Genomic DNA, 17,727 nt, shown 5'->3' on the forward strand with positions numbered 1-17,727 from the left:
GACGGGCGGTTCGGGCTGTCAGAAGTCGAACTGGTCGATGTTCTTGGCGTTGAACACGGTCGGCTTGCCGAGGTTGATCACACCGTCCTTGCCGATGGTGTACTCACCCATGTCGCCGGCCTTGAAGGTCTCGCCCTCCTTGCCGGTGATCTGGCCGGAGACCAGCGCGACGGAGGTGCGGGCGGCCAGCTCGCCGAGCTTCGCCGGGTCCCACAGCTCGAAGGCGTCGACGGTGCCGTTCTTGACGTACTTGCGCATGTCGTTCGGGGTGCCGAGGCCGGTCAGCTTGACCTTGCCCTTGTACTTGGAGCCCGACAGGTACTGGGCGGCGGCCTTGATGCCGACCGTGGTCGGGGAGATGATCCCCTTCAGCTTCGGGTACTCCTGGAGCAGGCCCTGGGTCTGCTGGAAGGACTGCTGGGCGTCGTCGTTGCCGTAGGCGGTCTTGACGAGCTTGATGTCCTTGTACTTCGGGTCCTTCAGCTCGTCCTTCATGAAGTCGATCCACGTGTTCTGGTTCGTCGCGGTCTGCGCGGCGGACAGAATCGCGATCTCGCCCTTGTAGTCGATCTGCTCGGCGAGCAACTGCACCTCGGTACGGCCCAGGTCCTCGGCGCTGGCCTGCGAGACGAAGGCGTTGCGGCAGTCGGTCTTGGTGTCCGAGTCGTAGGTGACGACCTTGATGTCGTTCTTCATGGCCTGCTTGAGCGAGGTGCACAGGGCGCCCGGGTCCTGCGCGGACACGGCGATCGCGTCGACCTGCTGCTGGGTGAGCGTGTTGACGTAGGAGACCTGTCCGGCGGTGTCGGTGCCGCTGTTGGTGCCGACCTCCTTGTACTTCGAGCCCAGTTCGGTGAGGGCCTTCTCGCCGCCCTTGTCGGAGGAGGTGAAGTACGGGTTGTTGACCTGCTTCGGCAGGAAGCCGACGGTCAGGCCCTTCTTGGTGGCCGCGTTCGGGTCGGCCTTGCCGGCCGCGGCGTTGGAGCCGCCCTCGTCCTTGACGTCGTCCTTGGAGGTGCCACCACCACAGGCGGTGAGGGCCAGGGCCAGAGAGGTGGTCGCCGCGAGAACCGCACAGGCTCGGCGGAGGGATGACTTGCGCATGATGGGTCCTTTACAAGGGTGGTGAGTACGGTTGGGGGCGCCCCGAAGGGGCGCGGGACTGTATTGCTGAGCGGCTCCGCCGCAGGGCGCGACCAGCCACAACGGACCCGCAGCCGACGAACGGCCCGACCAGCGGACCTTTACCGCTTAACCAGTGGAACTTTGCGCGGCCCGCCGCCCCGCCCGCGCGACGGAGACCTGCCGGGCGACCCGCGGCCCGAGCACGGACAGCACCAGCAGCACGCCGGTGACGACGATCTGCGACTGCGCGGAGACGTCCTGAAGGCTCATCACGTTCTGCAGGGCACCGAGCAGGAACACCCCCGCGATCGCCCCGCCGAGCGTTCCCTTGCCGCCGTCGAAGTCGATCCCGCCGAGCAGCACGGCCGCCACGACGGACAGTTCCAGCCCCGTGGCGTTGTCGTAGCGGGCGCTGGCGTAGTGCAGCGCCCAGAAGATGCCGGTCAGCGAGGCCATCAGCCCGGTCACGGTGAACAGGATCAGCTTCTGCCGCTTGACGCGGATGCCGGCGAACCGCGCGGCCTCCTCGTTGGCGCCGACCGCGAACAGGGATCGCCCGAACGGGGTGGCGTGCAGCGCGACCACGGCGATCGCGAGCAGCACCAGGAAGGGAAGGAACGCGTACGGGATGAAGGTGTCCCCGAGGCGGCCGGCCGCGAAGTCCAGGTACTGGGTGGGGAAGTCGGTCACCGCGTCGGAGCCGAGCACGATCTGCGCGATGCCCCGGTAGGCGGCGAGGGTGCCGATGGTGACGGCGAGGGACGGCAGTCCCAGGCGGGTCACCAGCAGCCCGTTGATCAGTCCGCACACCACGCCGAGGAGCAGACAGATCGGGATGATCGTCTCGATGGTCATGCCCTGGTTCCACAGGGCGCCCATCACGGCGCCGGACAGGCCGGCCGTGGAGGCCACCGAGAGGTCGATCTCGCCGGACACCACGAGCATGGTCATCGGCAGGGCGATCAGCGCGATGGGCAGCGTGTTGCCGATGAGGAACGACAGGTTGAGCGCGTTGCCGAAGCCGTCCACGGTGGTGAAGGAGAGCAGCAGGACGACGATCAGGAGGGCGCCCACCACCGTGTCCCAGCGGACGGCGCGCGCGAGAGCGGAGTCAGCCATGGCGGGCGTTCCTCTTCTTCAGTGCGGTCGCCACCCGCAGGGCGACGATCCGGTCGACTGCGATGGCGAGGATGAGCAGGATGCCGTTGATGGCGAGCACCCAGACGGAGCTGACGCCGAGGGCGGGCAGCACGCTGTTGATGGAGGTGAGGAGGAGCGCGCCGAGGGCCGCTCCGTAGACACTGCCGGAGCCGCCGGTGAAGACGACGCCACCGACCACGACCGCGCTGACGACGGTGAGTTCGTAGCCGTTGCCGGTGCCGGAGTCGACGTTGCCGAACCGGGCGAGGTACAGCGCGCCCGCGAGGCCCGCGAGGGCTCCGCAGAAGGTGTACGCGGCGAGGATCCGCTTGCGTACGGGGATGCCGGCGAGGCGGGCGGCCTCCGGGTTGGAACCGAGCGCGTACAGCTCGCGTCCGCTGCCGAAGTGCTTGAGGTAGTAGGCCGTGGCGACCAGTACCAACAGGGCGATCAGGGCCAGGTACGGCACGGCGGAGATGCCGCCGGAGCCGAAGTCGATGAAACCGTCGGGCAGACCCGCCGCGGTGATCTGCCGGGAGCCGACCCAGATGGAGTCGATGCCCCGGATGATGTAGAGCGTGCCGAGGGTGACGACGAGCGCGGGTACCTGGCCGAGGCTGACGAGCAGTCCGTTGACCAGGCCGCAGCCGACGCCGAGGAGGACCGCGAGAACCACCGCGACGACGGAGTTCCCGCCGCCCTCCAGGTAGGTGCCGGCGGCGAAGGCGCTGATGCCGAGCGTGGAGCCGACCGAGAGGTCGACGTTGCGGGTGATGACGACCAGCGACTGGCCGGTGGCGACCAGCACGAGGATGGTCGCGTTCAGCAGGAGGTCCTTGATGCCCTGCTCGGACAGGAAGTCGCTGTTGCCGATCTGGGTGATGACGATCATCACCAGGAAGACCAGCAGGATGGCGAGTTCACGCATCTTGAAGACGCGGTCCACCAGCCGGGTGCCGCTGGACTTGGGCACCTCGGCGGCGGGGGCTGGGTTGGGAGCGGTGACCGTCACGCGGCTGCCCTCCCGGTGGCTGCGGCCATCACGGTTTCCTCGGTGGCGTCGGTGCGTGCGATCTCGGCGGTGAGCCGGCCCTCGTGCATGACGAGGACCCGGTCGGCCATGCCGAGGATCTCGGGCAGGTCGGAGGAGATCATCAGGACGGCGACCCCGTCGGCGGCCAGCTGGCTGAGGAGGCGGTGCACCTCGGCCTTCGTACCGACGTCGATGCCTCGGGTCGGCTCGTCGACGATCAGCACCTTCGGGCCGGTGGCGAGCCACTTGGCGAGGACGACCTTCTGCTGGTTGCCGCCGGACAGGGTGTTGACGGTGTCGGCGATCCGGGCGTACTTGACCTGGAGCTTGACGGCCCAGTCGAGGGAGCGGCTGCGTTCGGCGCCGCGGTCCATCAGTCCGGCCCTGACGGTCTTGCGCAGTCCGGTGAGGCCGATGTTGCGCTCGATGGACATGTCCATCACCAGGCCCTGGGCGCGGCGGTCCTCGGGGACGAGGGCGAGTCCCGCGGCCATGGCCGTGGAGGGCGCGCCGTTCGTCAGCTTCTTCCCGTCGAGCTCGACCTCTCCGGCGTCCCAGCGGTCGACGCCGAAGACGGCCCGGGCGACCTCCGTGCGTCCGGCGCCGACGAGTCCGGCGAGGCCGACGATCTCGCCGCGGCGGACGTCGAAGGAGACGTCGGTGAAGACGCCCTCGCGGGTCAGGCGGCGCACGCTCAGGGCGACCTCGCCCGCCCGGACGTCCTGCTTGGGGTAGAGCTCGTCGAGGTCGCGGCCGACCATGCGGCGGACGAGATCCTCCTCGGTCATGCCGTCGATCGGTTCGCTGGAGATCAGGGCACCGTCGCGCAGGGTGGTGACCTGCCGGCAGATCTGGAAGATCTCCTCCAGGCGGTGCGAGATGAACAGCACGGCCGAGCCCTGCTCACGCAGGGTGCGGACCACTCCGAAGAGCCGGGCCACCTCGCTGCCGGTGAGGGCGGCGGTCGGCTCGTCCATGATCAGGACGCGGGCGTCGAAGGAGAGCGCCTTGGCGATCTCCACGATCTGCTGGTCGGCGATGGACAGGCCGCGCGCCGGGCGGTCGGGGTCGAGTTCGACCCCGAGGCGCTTCATGAGGGCCAGGGTCGCGGCGTGCGTGGCCTTGTGGTCGATCCGGCCGAGGGCACGCCGGGGCTGGCGCCCCATGAAGATGTTCTCGGCGATCGAAAGATCGGGGAAGAGGGTCGGCTCCTGGTAGATCACCGCGATACCCGCGTCGCGGGCGTCGGCGGGACCGTGGAAGATGGTGGGCTCGCCGTCCAGGAGCACCTGACCGGCGTCCGGTCGGTGCACGCCGGCGAGCGTCTTGATGAGGGTCGACTTGCCCGCGCCGTTCTCACCGGCGAGTGCGTGCACTTCGCCGGGGAAGAGTTCCAGGGACACGTCCCGCAGGGCGCGTACGGCACCGAAGGACTTCGAGATGTCCTTGAGTGCCAGCACGGGGGCCGGATCCGCGTCGGACCGGTGGGTCATGAGGGCTCCTCAACGACGCGGGCGATGCGGCCTCACGACGTCGTGAAAGGTTTCAACTAGGTTGCCGGGACGTTAGACATGTAGCCCAGGTCACGTCAATGGGTACAGGCCGAAATTTTCGATAGCCAAAGGTCACAACCGAGTCACGGCAAGGCGTACGCGCCGGAGGGGTTGACAGCCTTTCGGGGGGCTCATAACTTCTGCCTTCTGAATCGTTTCAGAGCCATGGTGTTCAGAAGCCATTCGGAACCGATGCCACAACGGAAGTCACAGGAGCCCCGAAGTGACCGAGCTCGCCGCGGTGAAGGCCGCCCTCAAGACTCAGGCAGTAGAGACGCCGTCGTGGGCGTACGGGAACTCGGGAACCCGCTTCAAGGTGTTCGCGCAGCCGGGCGTCCCCCGCAATCCTTTCGAAAAACTGGACGACGCGGCGAAGGTCCACGAGTTCACGGGGGCCGCGCCCACCGTGGCCATGCACATCCCCTGGGACCGGGTCGAGGACTACGCGGCGCTGGCGAAGCATGCCGAGGAGCGCGGGCTGACCCTCGGCGCGATCAACTCCAACACCTTCCAGGACGACGACTACAAGCTCGGCAGCGTCTGCCACCCGGACGCCACGGTGCGCAGGAAGGCCGTGGGCCATCTGCTCGAATGCATCGACATCATGGACGCCACGGGTTCGAAGGACCTGAAGCTGTGGTTCGCGGACGGTACGAACTATCCTGGCCAGGACGACCTCCGGGAGCGCCAGGACCGCCTCTCGGAGGCTCTCGCCCAGGTGTACGAGCGTCTCGGCGACGACCAGCGGATGCTCCTTGAGTACAAGTTCTTCGAGCCGGCCTTCTACGCGACCGACGTGCCGGACTGGGGCACGGCGTACGCCCACTGCCTGAAGCTCGGCCCCAAGGCGCAGGTCGTCGTCGACACCGGGCACCACGCGCCGGGCACCAACATCGAGTTCATCGTCGCCACGCTGCTGCGGGAGGGGAAGCTCGGGGCGTTCGACTTCAACTCGCGGTTCTACGCGGACGACGACCTGATGGTGGGCGCCGCCGACCCCTTCCAGCTGTTCCGGATCATGTACGAGGTCATCCGGGGTGGCGGGTTCACGGCGGACGTGGCGTTCATGCTCGACCAGTGCCACAACATCGAGGCGAAGATCCCGGCGATCATCCGGTCCGTGATGAACGTGCAGGAGGCCACGGCCAAGGCGCTTCTCGTGGACCGGGACGCGTTGGCTGTGGCCCAGCGGAGCGGCGACGTGCTCGCGTCGAACGCCGTTCTGATGGACGCGTACAACACGGATGTGCGGCCGTTGGTGGCGGAGGTCCGGGAGGAGCTGGGGCTGGACCCCGACCCGATCGCCGCCTACCACCGGTCCGGGTGGGCGGAGAAGATCGCTGCTGAGCGGGTTGGTGGGGAGCAGGCCGGTTGGGGGGCGTAGCCGCTGCGCTCGGCTTCGACCTAACCACTCGCCGTCGGCCTGACCGCCGACGGATGACTGCGGGGCGCTTGTGGCTGATCGCGCCCCGCGGCGGAGCCGCGAATCGACACAGCCCCGCGCCCCTTGCGGGGCTTCTCTCCTCTCTCTTCTTTTAAGGAACTCTCACATGGCTACCCATCCTGAAGCTGCCGCTCTGCTCGGGCGGTCCAATCGGCTCGGTGCTGATCCTCGTAACACCAACTACGCGGGTGGGAACACGTCCGCCAAGGGGACCGGGGCCGATCCCGTGACCGGCGGGGACGTCGAGTTGATGTGGGTCAAGGGGTCCGGTGGCGACCTGGGGACCCTCACCGAGGGCGGGCTCGCCGTGCTGCGGCTCGACCGGCTGCTGGCGCTGAAGGACGTGTACCCGGGCGTCGAGCGCGAGGACGAGATGGTCGCCGCCTTCGACTACTGCCTGCACGGGAAGGGCGGGGCCGCGCCTTCCATCGACACCGCCATGCATGGCCTGGTGGACGCCGCTCATGTCGATCACCTGCATCCCGACTCCGGGATCGCGCTCGCCTGCGCGGTCGACGGGGAGAAGCTGACCGCCGAGTGTTTCGGGGACAGTGTCGTCTGGGTGCCGTGGCGGCGGCCCGGTTTCCAGCTGGGGCTGGACATCGCGGCGGTCAAGGAGGCCAACCCGCAGGCCATCGGCTGTGTTCTCGGCGGGCACGGCATCACCGCCTGGGGCGACACCGCCGAGGAGTGCGAGCGCAACTCGCTGCACATCATCCGCAGGGCCGAGGAGTTCCTCGTCGAGCGCGGCAAGGCCGAGCCCTTCGGTCCGGCGATCGACGGGTACGCGGCCCTCGGTGACGCCGAGCGCCGGGAGCGGGCCGCCGCGCTCGCGCCCGTCATCCGGTCGATCGCCTCGCAGGACCGGCCCCAGGTCGGACACTTCACCGACTCCGAGGTCGTCCTCGACTTCCTCGCGAGCGCCGAGCACCCGCGCCTCGCCGCCCTCGGCACCTCCTGTCCCGACCACTTCCTCCGTACGAAGGTCAGGCCGCTCGTTCTCGACCTGCCGCCGGCCGCCGACCTCGACGAGGCGATCGCACGGCTGAAGGAGCTGCACGCCGAGTACCGCGAGGAGTACGCGGCCTACTACCGGCGGCACGCCGACGCCGACTCCCCCGCGATGCGCGGCGCTGACCCGGCGATCGTGCTGATCCCCGGTGTCGGCATGTTCTCCTTCGGCAAGGACAAGCAGACCGCGCGGGTCGCCGGCGAGTTCTACGTCAACGCCATCAACGTGATGCGCGGCGCCGAGGCCGTCTCGACGTACGCGCCGATCGAGGAGTCCGAGAAGTTCCGCATCGAGTACTGGGCCCTTGAGGAAGCCAAGCTCCAGCGCATGCCGAAGGCCAAGCCGCTCGCCACGCGGGTCGCGCTCGTGACCGGCGCCGGCAGCGGTATCGGCAAGGCGATCGCCGAGCGGCTCGTCGCCGAGGGCGCCTGTGTCGTGATCGCGGACCTGAACGCGGAGAACGCGGCCGAGGTCGCCACCGCGCTCGGCGGCCCCGACAAGGCCGTCGCCGTCGCCGTGGACGTGACCTCCGAGGAGCAGATCGCCGAAGCCTTCAAGGCGGCGGTCCTCGCCTTCGGCGGTGTCGACCTGGTCGTCAACAACGCCGGTATCTCCATCTCCAAGCCGCTGCTGGAGACGACCGCCAAGGACTGGGACCTCCAGCACGACATCATGGCCCGCGGTTCCTTCCTCGTCTCCCGCGAGGCCGCCCGGGTGATGATCGCGCAGGAGCTGGGCGGCGACATCATCTACATCGCGTCCAAGAACGCGGTCTTCGCGGGCCCGAACAACATCGCCTACTCGGCGACCAAGGCCGACCAGGCCCACCAGGTCCGCCTGCTCGCCGCCGAACTGGGCGAGCACGGTGTCCGCGTCAACGGCGTCAACCCCGACGGCGTCGTCCGCGGCTCCGGGATCTTCGCCGGCGGCTGGGGCGCCCAGCGCGCCGCCACGTACGGCATCGAGGAGGAGAAGCTCGGCGAGTTCTACGCCCAGCGGACCATCCTCAAGCGTGAGGTCCTCCCCGAGCACGTCGCCAACGCCGTGTTCGCCCTGACGGGCGGCGACCTCACGCACACCACCGGTCTGCACGTCCCGGTCGACGCCGGTGTCGCCGCCGCGTTCCTCCGATGACCGGTCCCACCCGGGAGGCGGCTGTGAAGTCGTACGCCGCGGTCGACCTCGGCGCGTCCAGCGGACGTGTCATGGTCGGCCGCGTCGGCCCCGACTCGCTGGAGCTGACAGAGGCCCACCGCTTCCCGAACCGGCCCGTGCGCACCCCCGAGGGGCTGCGCTGGGACATCCTCTCCCTGTACGCGGGGGTCCTCGACGGGCTGCGCGCGGCCGGGCCCGTCGACTCGGTCGGCATCGACAGCTGGGCCGTCGACTACGGCCTGCTCGACGCCGACGGGGCGCTGCTCGGCAACCCGGTGCACTACCGCGACGCCCGCACCCAGGGCGTCGCGGAGAAGGTGTGGGCCACCGTGCCCGCCCCCGAGCTGTACGCGGCCACCGGTCTCCAGTACGCCCCCTTCAACACCCTGTACCAGCTGGTGGCGGCCGGATCCTCCGCCCAGCTCGCGCACGCGAAGCGCCTGTTGCTCATCCCTGATCTGCTGACGTACTGGCTGACGGGTGAGGCCGGCACGGAGCTGACCAATGCCTCCACCACGCAGCTGATCGACCCGCGCACCGGAGACTGGTCGTACGACGTCGCCGCGCGTCTCGGTATCGACCTGGAGCTGTTCGCGCCACTGCGGCGGCCCGGCGACCCGGCCGGTTTCCTGCGGCCGGGCGTGCTGGAGGAGACCGGGCTGACGGGCCCCGTGCCGGTGACGACCGTCGGGTCCCACGACACGGCCTCCGCGGTGGCCGCCGTCCCGGCCGTGAACGAACGCTTCGCGTACATCTGCACCGGCACCTGGTCCCTCGCGGGCCTGGAGCTGGCGGCGCCCGTCCTCACCGAGGCGAGCCGCGCGGCGAACTTCACCAACGAACTGGGCCTGGACGGCACGGTCCGCTATCTGCGGAACATCATGGGCCTGTGGCTGCTCCAGGAGTGCCTGCGGGAGTGGGGGAACCCCGACCTCGGCGAACTGCTGTCCGCCGCGGCCGAGGTGACGCCACTGCGGTCCGTCGTCGACGCGGGGGACGCGGCGTTCCTCGCTCCCGGCCGGATGCCTGCCCGGATCGCCGACGCCTGCCGGGAGTCGGGGCAGGCCGTGCCCGGCTCCCGGGCCGAGATCACCCGGTGCATCCTCGACTCGCTCGCGCTCGCCCACCGCCGGGCGATCTTCCGGGCCCAGGAGCTGGCCGACCATCCGGTCGACGTCGTGCACATCGTCGGCGGCGGCGCCCGCAACGCCCTGCTGTGCCGCCTCACGGCCGACGCCTGCGGCCTCCCGGTCGTCGCGGGCCCGGCGGAGGCGGCGGCCCTGGGCAACGTCCTGGTCCAGGCCCGAGCCCACGGCCAGACCGGCGACCGAACCGAGATGCGCCGACTACTGGCCCGTACGCAGCAACTGACCCGCTACGAGCCACAGGGCACCACTGCGGCTTGGCAGTCGGCCGAGGCACGCCTGAGCGGCCGATGACATGGACCCCGCCCCGCCGTCCGCGCCCCCGAAGGGGCGCGGGGAACTGCGCGCCCAGCCACGGTCCGCCCGCGGCCGAGGACCCCACAGGGGGGTCACCACTCATTCCGGCAAGACCCCGCGCCGCGTACCGTATACCCATCCGATGAATGATCTATAGGAGCCGCGATGCGTGTCGCCCTGTTCCTGACCTGTGTCAACGACACGCTCTATCCGGATACGGGCCGAGCCGTGGTGAAGCTGCTGACCAGACTGGGCGTCGACGTCGACTTCCCGATGGCGCAGACCTGCTGCGGGCAGGCCCACTACAACACCGGATACCGCCACGAGGCCGAACCACTGGCGCGGCACTTCTCCGATGTCTTCGGCGGGTACGACGCGATCGTGACGCCCTCCGGGTCGTGCGGCGCGATGGTCCGCGAGCTGTACCCCCGGATGGGCGAGCGGGCCCGCGCGGAGGGCCGCGGCGACGGCCTGGCCACCACCCTCGCACCGGTCGTGCCCAAGACGTACGAGCTCACCGAGTTCCTGGTGGACGTGCTCAAGGTGACCGACGTGGGCGCGTACTACCCGCACACCGTCACCTACCACCCCACCTGCCACGGGCTGCGCAGTCTCGGTCTGGGCGACCGGCCGCGCCGGCTGCTGCAGTCCGTCAAGGGACTTGAGCTCAGGGAGCTGCCGGGCGCCGACGAGTGCTGCGGCTTCGGCGGCACCTTCGCCCTCAAGAACTCCGACGTCTCGGCGGCGATGGGGGCCGACAAGGTACGCAACGCCGAGTCGACGGGCGCCGACGTGCTGTGCGCCGCCGACAACTCCTGTCTCATGCACATCGGCGGCACCATGACCCGGCTCAGGACGGGCATGCGCCCGGTACACATCGCGGAGATCCTGGCGAGCACGGAAGAGGGACCGGCATGAGCGGTGGCACATTCGTCGGGATGCCGGCCTTCCCGAAGGCCGCGCACGAGGCCGTCCACAACCAGACCCTGCGCGGCAATCTGCGGCACGCGACGCACACCATCCGCGCCAAGCGCGCGAACGCGGTCGCGGAGGTCTCCGACTGGGCCGAGCTGCGCGAGGCCGGCAAGCAGATCAAGGACCACACGCTCCGTCATCTCGACCGGTATTTGGTGCAGTTGGAGGAGTCGGTCACGGCGGCGGGCGGCACCGTGCACTGGGCCGCCGACGCGGACGAGGCCAACCGGATCGTCACGTACCTCGTGAAGGCGACCGGTGAGAGCGAGGTCGTCAAGGTCAAGTCGATGGCCACGCAGGAGATCGGTCTCAACGAAGCCCTGGAAGCCGAGGGCATCAACGCCTACGAGACCGATCTCGCCGAGCTGATCGTGCAGTTGGGCAAGGACCGGCCCTCGCACATCCTCGTCCCCGCCATCCACCGCAACCGCGGTGAGATCCGTGAGATCTTCACGCGCGAGATGAGCGAGTGGGGCCGCCCGGCGCCGGAGGGCCTCACCGACACGCCCGCCGAACTGGCCGACGCGGCGCGCCTGCACCTGCGCGAGAAGTTCCTGCGCGCCAAGGTCGGCGTGTCCGGCGCCAACTTCATGGTCGCCGAGACCGGCACGCTGGTCGTGGTGGAGTCCGAGGGCAACGGCCGGATGTGCCTGACCCTGCCCGAGACGCTGATCTCGGTCGTCGGCATCGAGAAGATCGTGCCGACCTGGCAGGACCTGGAGGTCTTCCTCCAGACCCTCCCCCGCTCCTCGACGGCCGAGCGCATGAACCCGTACACCTCGACGTGGACGGGCACCACGGACGAGGACGGGCCGCAGTCCTTCCATCTGGTCCTCATCGACAACGGACGCACCGACACGCTGGCCGACGAGGTGGGACGCCAGGCGCTGCGCTGCATCCGCTGCTCGGCGTGTCTCAACGTCTGCCCGGTGTACGAGCGGGCGGGCGGCCACGCGTACGGCTCGGTCTACCCGGGCCCGATCGGCGCGATCCTCAGCCCCCAGCTGCGGGGCATCGACAACGAGATCGACGCCTCCCTCCCGTACGCGTCGTCGCTGTGCGGGGCCTGCTACGACGTGTGCCCGGTGGCGATCGACATCCCGGAGGTGCTGGTGCATCTGCGGGAGCGGGTCGTGCAGGGCGGTGCCGTGACCCGCGAGGGCGCCAAGGTCGTGCTCAAGCCCGCGAAGGGGCATGCCGCCGAGCGTGCGGCGATGCGTGCCGCGCGGTGGGCGTTCAGTCATCCGGGCGCGCTGCGCACCGGCCAGCGGATGGCGTCCCGTACGCGCCGCTTCCATCCGAGGTCGCTCCCCGGCCCCGGCAAGGCGTGGAGCGAGACCCGGTCGCTGCCGGCGGTTCCGGCGGAGCCGTTCCGCGACTGGTGGCAGCGGACGCAGGGCGGAAAGGACACCTCGAAGTGAGCGGCAGCAGGGATCTGATCCTGGCCCGGGTACGGCGTGCGCTGGCCGATGTGCCACCGGACGACACGCCGTACGAACAGGCCTTCGAGCGCCCGTATCTGCGCGAGCACGGGCACCGGAGTGTCGCGGAGACGGTGGATCTGCTGGCGGAGAACCTGGCGGACTACCGGGCGCTCGTGCACCGCTGCACGGCCGGCGAGCTGGCGGCGACGATCGCCCGGCTGCTGGCCGAGCGGGGTTCGGCGGCGGTCTCCGTCCCGACGGGCCTGGACCCGCGGTGGCTCGCGGCCACCGAGGTCACCCAGGTGCCCGACTCCGCCGCGAACACCCCGGCCGAACTGGACCGCGTCGACAGTGTGGTCACGGCGTGCGCCGTCGCCATCGCCGAGACCGGCACCATCGTGCTGGACGGCGGCCCCGACCAGGGCCGCCGCCGGATCACGCTGGTCCCGGACCACCACATCTGTGTCGTACGGGTGCCGGATCAGGTCGTGTCCTCGGTGCCCCAGGGCCTGGAGCGCGTCGATCCGGCCCGCCCGCTGACCTGGATCTCGGGTCCGTCCGCGACCAGTGACATCGAACTCGACCGGGTCGAGGGGGTGCACGGTCCGCGCACCCTAGAGGTGGTGCTGGTGAGCGGAGAGTGACGGACGCGGTTAGCGTGAAGTCATGATCCGGTTCGAGCAGGTCACCAAGCGGTATCCGGACGGCACGACCGCGGTGGACGGACTCTCCTTCGAGGTGTCCGAGGGTGAACTCGTCACGCTCGTGGGCCCGTCCGGCTGCGGCAAGACGACGACCATGATGATGGTCAACCGTCTCATCGAGCCGACCTCGGGCCGGATCCTCGTCGACGGCGAGGACATCGCGACGGTCGACCCGGTGCTGCTGCGACGGCGGATCGGTTACGTCATCCAGCAGGTGGGCCTCTTCCCGCACCGGACCGTCCTCGACAACACGGCGACCGTGCCCACCCTGGTCGGCTGGAAGAAGGCGAAGGCGCGGGCGCGGGCCGCCGAACTGCTCGACCTGGTGGGCCTGGACCCGAAGACGTTCGGCTCGCGCTATCCGGACCAGCTCTCCGGCGGTCAGCGCCAGCGGGTCGGCGTGGCGCGGGCCCTGGCCGCGGACCCGCCGGTGCTGCTGATGGACGAGCCCTTCGGTGCGGTCGACCCGGTGGTGCGGGAGCAGTTGCAGGACGAGTTCCTGCGGATGCAGGCGGCCGTGCGCAAGACGGTGCTGCTGGTCACGCACGACATCGAGGAGGCCGTACGGCTCGGCGACCGCATCGCCGTGTACGGGAAGGGCCGCATCGAGCAGTACGACACGCCGGGAGCGGTGCTGGGCACCCCGGCGACTCCGTACGTGGCGGAGTTCGTGGGCGCCGACCGGGGCCTGAAGCGGCTGTCGGTCACCGAGATCGAGCCCGACGACCTGGAGCAGCCGCCGGTCGTCCGCCTCGACGAGAGCGCCGACCGGGCCGCCGGCCGGCTGCGAGCGGAGGGTGCGCGCTGGGCGGTCGTCCTGGACGCGGACGGCGATCTGCACGGCTGGGTGGGCGCCGAGGAACTGGCCGGGGGCGGCACGGTGGCCGCCCTCGTCCACCGGATGAAGTCCTGGGTCCCCGTGGGCGCCCCGTTGAAGCAGGCCTTCGGCGTGATGCTCCAGCACGACGCCGGCTGGGTGGCCGTGCTCGACGGGGCGCGCTTCCTCGGCGTACTGACCCCGGCGAAGCTGCACGAGGCGCTGCGCCGCTCGGTGGACGCGGACGCGCTCGGTGTCCCGCGGGGTCAGGTGGACTTCGACTCGGTGGCGGACGCCTAGTGGCGCTTCGTCAGGTCCTGGCCCTCCTGCCGCTGTCCGCGCTGTCCCTGTCGTCCCGGCTGTCCCTGCCGTCCGTGCCGTAGGAGCGGGACGAGCGGTTCAGCAGGCCGAAGGTCCAGCGTTCGTTGAACCCCGACAGGAAGCCGATGGCGCACCAGAACACCCAGAACGAGGTGCTCGCCGCCTCACGGCCACCGCAGATGTCACCCGTGGCGACCGGTACGTCGATCACCTGGGCGAACTCGGCGCTGAGCAACAGGAACACGGCGATACCGAGGACCCAGCCGATGACGACGCGGTAGACGCCCTCGTGCCGCATGCTCCGGGCCATCTGGCCCGGTACGACGGCTTCGGTGTGTCCGTTGGTCTTCCGGCGCGTCAGCTCGTCCCCGCTGTTGCGCAGCCGCGCCAGCACGCTGAACACCGCGCCGAACGCCCCGGCGCCGCCGCTCAGGAACACCCCCATGAGCGTCCAGCGGTCGCTGCAGTTCAGGGTGATGCCCAGGTGGCCCAGGAGCCCCCACGCGCCCACCATCAGCGGCAGGCTGAGCAGCACGAGACTGATCAGCAGCCCGATGGAGAGTCCGACGTTGAGCCCGCGGCTGATGGCGACCGCCCTGTCCTGGCGGACCCTGGCCCGGATGCCGGCGATCTCCTTCTCCAGGTAGTCGGCCAGGCTGGAGCCGGCCGGAGACTCGTCGAGCTGCGGAGAGGCCAGCGCGCTGCGCACCGTGTACTCCACGGTCGCCATCAGCGAGGTCCTGGTCTCCCGCTCGAAGGCCCGCTGGGAAACCCCGTACAGCCGCTGGAGTTCCAGTAGCTGCTTCGGGAACGACCTGCCCAGTCTCTCGTAGCCCGCGCGGGACTCGGGATCCACGTCGCTCAGCAGCCTGGGCCTTTCGAGCGTGCTCGCGCCCACCATCGTTTCGGACAACTTCTCCCGCCTCGTCGGGCGGTGTCCCCCGTTTTCCATGTAAGACGTGTACCGATGCGCGGGCCGGGCAGGAAGCCGTACCGGCGCACCAGTACGGCCACAGTCGTCACGGTCCTGCTACGGGAGCAATCCGTGGTCGCGCAGGTACGTCCGGGCCACGTCCTCGGGCAGTCGGCGCCAGCTGTCCACCTGCTGGTTCATGGCTGCCAAGTCCCGTGTCGTCAGCACGTCGTTGAGCTTTCCGAGAGCCGTGGCGACGCCCTCGCTGCCCGCTCGGGAGCGGTTGACCACCGGCACGATGTAGTCGGCGTTCTGGAGATGCTTGTCGTCCGTGAGCAGGACGAGGCCGAAGTCGTCGAGCGTCGCGTCCGTCGTGGTGGTCAGCACCATCTGGTCCTGGCCGTTCTGCACGGCCCGTTTCGCCTGCGTAGTGCCGACGCCCTTGGGGTCCACACCCGTGATGTCGATGCCGTACGTCTTCTTCAGCCCCGGTTCGCAGTAGGGCCGTTGTACGCACTCGTCCCCCGCGGCCAGCCGCACTTCCACCCCGGACGCGCCCAGGTCGCTGAGCGACTTGAGGTCGTGTTCGCGGGCGAAGGCGCGGGTCACGGCGAAGGCGTTCTGGTCGACGGCCTTGCCCGCTTCGAGGACGGTGAGCCCGCGGGGCGCGGCCAGCTTGCGCAGCGCGGCCATCGTGGCGTCCAGGTCCGGCGAGCCGACGGCGGGGGCGTCCGCCCCGTTGGTCTTGGCGTTCAGCCAGTCCGCGAAGGTCGCCGCGTACTCGGCGACGACGTCGATCTGCCCCGACTCCAGGGCGGGTTCGTACAGTTCGCGGTTGGCGACGGTGAGCGTCGACGTCTTGTATCCGGCCTGGTTGAGCAGCAGCCCGTACATGGTGGCCAGGAGATCGCTCTCGGTGAAACCGGCCGAGCCGATGATCAGGTTCTTGCTGTCGCCGGGCGGTGCGGTGACCTCGCCCTGGTTCTCCAGGGAGGGGCCGGAGGCGCAGCCGGTCAGCGGAAGCAGGAGCAGCAGGAGCAGACCGGTGAGGTTCCCGCGCCGCCTCACCCCGCACCCCGCCCTCATCGCGTGCCCCGCCGGGGCGCGAGCCGCTCCGCCACTTCGAAGACCGCTTCGACGAGCAGGGCGAAGACGGCGACGAGGACGGCTCCGGCGACGACCTGCGGCGTACTCGCCAGGTTGAACCCGGCGGTGATGATCCGTCCGAGTCCGCCGCCGCCCGCCAGCGCGGCGATCGTGGCGGTGGCCACGAGCTGTACGGCCGCGAGACGCACTCCGCCCATGATCATCGGCATCGCGAGCGGCGCCTCGACCCGCCACAGCATCTGACCTCCGGTCATCCCCATGCCGCGGGCCGCCCGCACGACGTCACGGTCGACCTCGCGCATCCCCACGTACGCGTTGGTGAGCAGCGGTGGAACGGCGAACAGCACGAGCGCGACGACCGTGGGGCCCTGGCCCCAGTCGCCGATCGGGGTGAGCAGCAGCAGGACGAGCACCGCGAAGGTGGGGACGGCCCGGCCGACGTTCGAGATGTTGACGGCGAGCGCGCCGCCCCGGCCGAGGTGGCCGAGGACCAGGGCGACCGGCAGCGCGATCAGACAGCTGATCACGAGGCAGACGACGGTCAGCACGAGGTGCTGACCGAGCCGGTGCCAGACGCCGTCGTCGCCCGCCCAGTGCGCGGAGTCGGCCAGCCAGTCCCAGGCGTCGGTGAGGGTCGTCATCCGCGCTTCGCTCTCGTCCAGGGGGTGATCAGCCACTGGATCCCGAGCAGCAGCAGATCGGCGGCGACCGCGATGGCCACGCACAGCACGGACGCGGTGAGGACCTGGGCCTTGAAGTAGGTGTTCATCCCCGAGTAGATGAGGTTGCCGAGCCCGCCGAAGCCGACGATCGCACCGACCGTGGCCAGCGACACCGCCGAGACGGTGGCGATCCTGAGCCCCGCCATGGCGGCGGGCAGGGCCAACGGCAGTTCGACGGTGAGGAGCAGCCTGACGGGCCCGTACCCCATGCCGCGGGCCGCCTGCCGGGTGTCCTCGGGCACGGCCCGGAGCCCGGCCAGGATGTTCCGGACGAGCAGGGTCAGCGAGTACAGGACGAGGCCCGCGACGACCAGGGCCGCCGACAGCCCGTACACCGGCAGGAGCAGGGAGAACATGGCCAGCGACGGGATCGTGTAGAGGACGGTCGTGACGGCGAGCACCGGGCCCGCCGCCCAGCCCCAGCGGCGGGCCGCCACGGCCAGGGGCAGGGCGATCACCAGGCCGATGAGGACGGAGAGCGCGGTCAGCTGGAGGTGCTGGCCGACGGCGTCGAGGAGGATGTCGCGGCGGGTGCTCAGGTAGTCGCCGCAGATCCACTCGTTGCGCGCGAGGCAGTCGTCCGGGGGCGCGGTCACGGGTCCCTTCCGGTCGCGGGTCCGGTCCGGTCACAGGTCCGGTCCGGTCACGGTCCATTCCAGCGGGGCGGGCGGCGGACGGCGCGTATTGATGACCCGTACGGGGACTCACCCGCGCGGGGAGTCACCCGTGGGGCGAGCAGTTCCGTAGGTCGAGCTGTCGGTGGGGCGAGTTGAACGCCGCTTGCGCCTCTCCCGTACTTCAGGGACAGCGGGTTCCCCCCGCCCGCCGTCCCAGGAGGAA

General features: G+C 70.1%; 15 protein-coding genes. 7 read left to right on the forward strand and 8 right to left on the reverse strand.

Translation table 11 applies throughout. The annotated features are described in order from the left end of the window. Positions 1–18: 18 nt before the first annotated feature. The 4 genes from rhaS to OHS59_RS06650 form a co-directional block, all read right to left on the reverse strand. A complete protein-coding gene (gene rhaS / locus OHS59_RS06635; RefSeq protein ID WP_328492465.1) occupies positions 19–1,104 on the reverse strand; it encodes a rhamnose ABC transporter substrate-binding protein in 1,086 nt (361 codons plus the stop codon). A gap of 147 nt (positions 1,105–1,251) precedes the next feature. Then, the gene (locus OHS59_RS06640; protein WP_328492466.1) at positions 1,252–2,244 is read right to left on the reverse strand and encodes an ABC transporter permease; all 993 of its coding nucleotides are present in this window, start codon (positions 2,242–2,244) and stop codon (positions 1,252–1,254) included. Then, on the reverse strand, positions 2,237–3,277 hold the full coding sequence (locus tag OHS59_RS06645) for an ABC transporter permease (RefSeq protein ID WP_248776049.1): 1,041 nt from the start codon (positions 3,275–3,277) through the stop codon (positions 2,237–2,239). The genes OHS59_RS06640 and OHS59_RS06645 overlap by 8 nt, the downstream gene beginning before the upstream one ends. Beyond that, positions 3,274–4,791: a sugar ABC transporter ATP-binding protein gene (locus OHS59_RS06650; protein ID WP_328492467.1), complete on the reverse strand. Its 1,518-nt coding sequence runs from the start codon at positions 4,789–4,791 to the stop codon at positions 3,274–3,276. Before OHS59_RS06650 ends, OHS59_RS06645 begins: the two co-directional genes overlap by 4 nt. Positions 4,792–5,074: 283 nt before the next feature. Between OHS59_RS06650 and rhaI the strand changes: the two genes are divergently transcribed. The 7 genes from rhaI (at position 5,075) to OHS59_RS06685 (ending at position 14,124) form a co-directional block, all read left to right on the forward strand. After that, on the forward strand, positions 5,075–6,235 hold the full coding sequence (gene rhaI, locus OHS59_RS06655; protein WP_328492468.1) for an L-rhamnose isomerase: 1,161 nt from the start codon (positions 5,075–5,077) through the stop codon (positions 6,233–6,235). Positions 6,236–6,401: 166 nt separating this feature from the next. After that, positions 6,402–8,441: a bifunctional aldolase/short-chain dehydrogenase gene (locus OHS59_RS06660; protein WP_328492469.1), complete on the forward strand. Its 2,040-nt coding sequence runs from the start codon at positions 6,402–6,404 to the stop codon at positions 8,439–8,441. A gap of 23 nt (positions 8,442–8,464) precedes the next feature. Continuing rightward, positions 8,465–9,901: a rhamnulokinase gene (locus OHS59_RS06665; RefSeq protein WP_443061615.1), complete on the forward strand. Its 1,437-nt coding sequence runs from the start codon at positions 8,465–8,467 to the stop codon at positions 9,899–9,901. Between the two features lie 168 nt (positions 9,902–10,069). Then, complete coding sequence (locus OHS59_RS06670) at positions 10,070–10,822, forward strand: (Fe-S)-binding protein (protein WP_328492471.1); 753 nt, start codon at positions 10,070–10,072, stop codon at positions 10,820–10,822. Beyond that, positions 10,819–12,300: a LutB/LldF family L-lactate oxidation iron-sulfur protein gene (locus tag OHS59_RS06675; RefSeq protein WP_443061390.1), complete on the forward strand. Its 1,482-nt coding sequence runs from the start codon at positions 10,819–10,821 to the stop codon at positions 12,298–12,300. Before OHS59_RS06670 ends, OHS59_RS06675 begins: the two co-directional genes overlap by 4 nt. Next, entirely contained in the window at positions 12,297–12,947 is a 651-nt protein-coding gene (locus OHS59_RS06680; protein ID WP_328492472.1) for a LutC/YkgG family protein, read from the forward strand. The genes OHS59_RS06675 and OHS59_RS06680 overlap by 4 nt, the downstream gene beginning before the upstream one ends. 22 nt (positions 12,948–12,969) lie before the next feature. Beyond that, complete coding sequence (locus OHS59_RS06685; RefSeq protein ID WP_328492473.1) at positions 12,970–14,124, forward strand: betaine/proline/choline family ABC transporter ATP-binding protein; 1,155 nt, start codon at positions 12,970–12,972, stop codon at positions 14,122–14,124. 10 nt (positions 14,125–14,134) lie between these two features. Here OHS59_RS06685 and OHS59_RS06690 read toward each other — a convergent pair whose 3' ends face one another. The 4 genes from OHS59_RS06690 to OHS59_RS06705 form a co-directional block, all read right to left on the reverse strand. Further along, a complete protein-coding gene (locus OHS59_RS06690) occupies positions 14,135–15,058 on the reverse strand; it encodes a hypothetical protein (RefSeq protein WP_328492474.1) in 924 nt (307 codons plus the stop codon). Between the two features lie 117 nt (positions 15,059–15,175). Continuing rightward, a complete protein-coding gene (locus tag OHS59_RS06695; RefSeq protein ID WP_328492475.1) occupies positions 15,176–16,144 on the reverse strand; it encodes an ABC transporter substrate-binding protein in 969 nt (322 codons plus the stop codon). Then, a complete protein-coding gene (locus tag OHS59_RS06700) occupies positions 16,141–16,806 on the reverse strand; it encodes an ABC transporter permease (protein WP_328499079.1) in 666 nt (221 codons plus the stop codon). The genes OHS59_RS06695 and OHS59_RS06700 overlap by 4 nt, the downstream gene beginning before the upstream one ends. After that, on the reverse strand, positions 16,803–17,483 hold the full coding sequence (locus tag OHS59_RS06705) for an ABC transporter permease (RefSeq protein ID WP_328492476.1): 681 nt from the start codon (positions 17,481–17,483) through the stop codon (positions 16,803–16,805). Before OHS59_RS06705 ends, OHS59_RS06700 begins: the two co-directional genes overlap by 4 nt. Positions 17,484–17,727: the final 244 nt, after the last annotated feature.

It is taken from the genome of Streptomyces sp. NBC_00414 (assembly GCF_036038375.1).
Classification (GTDB): domain Bacteria; phylum Actinomycetota; class Actinomycetes; order Streptomycetales; family Streptomycetaceae; genus Streptomyces.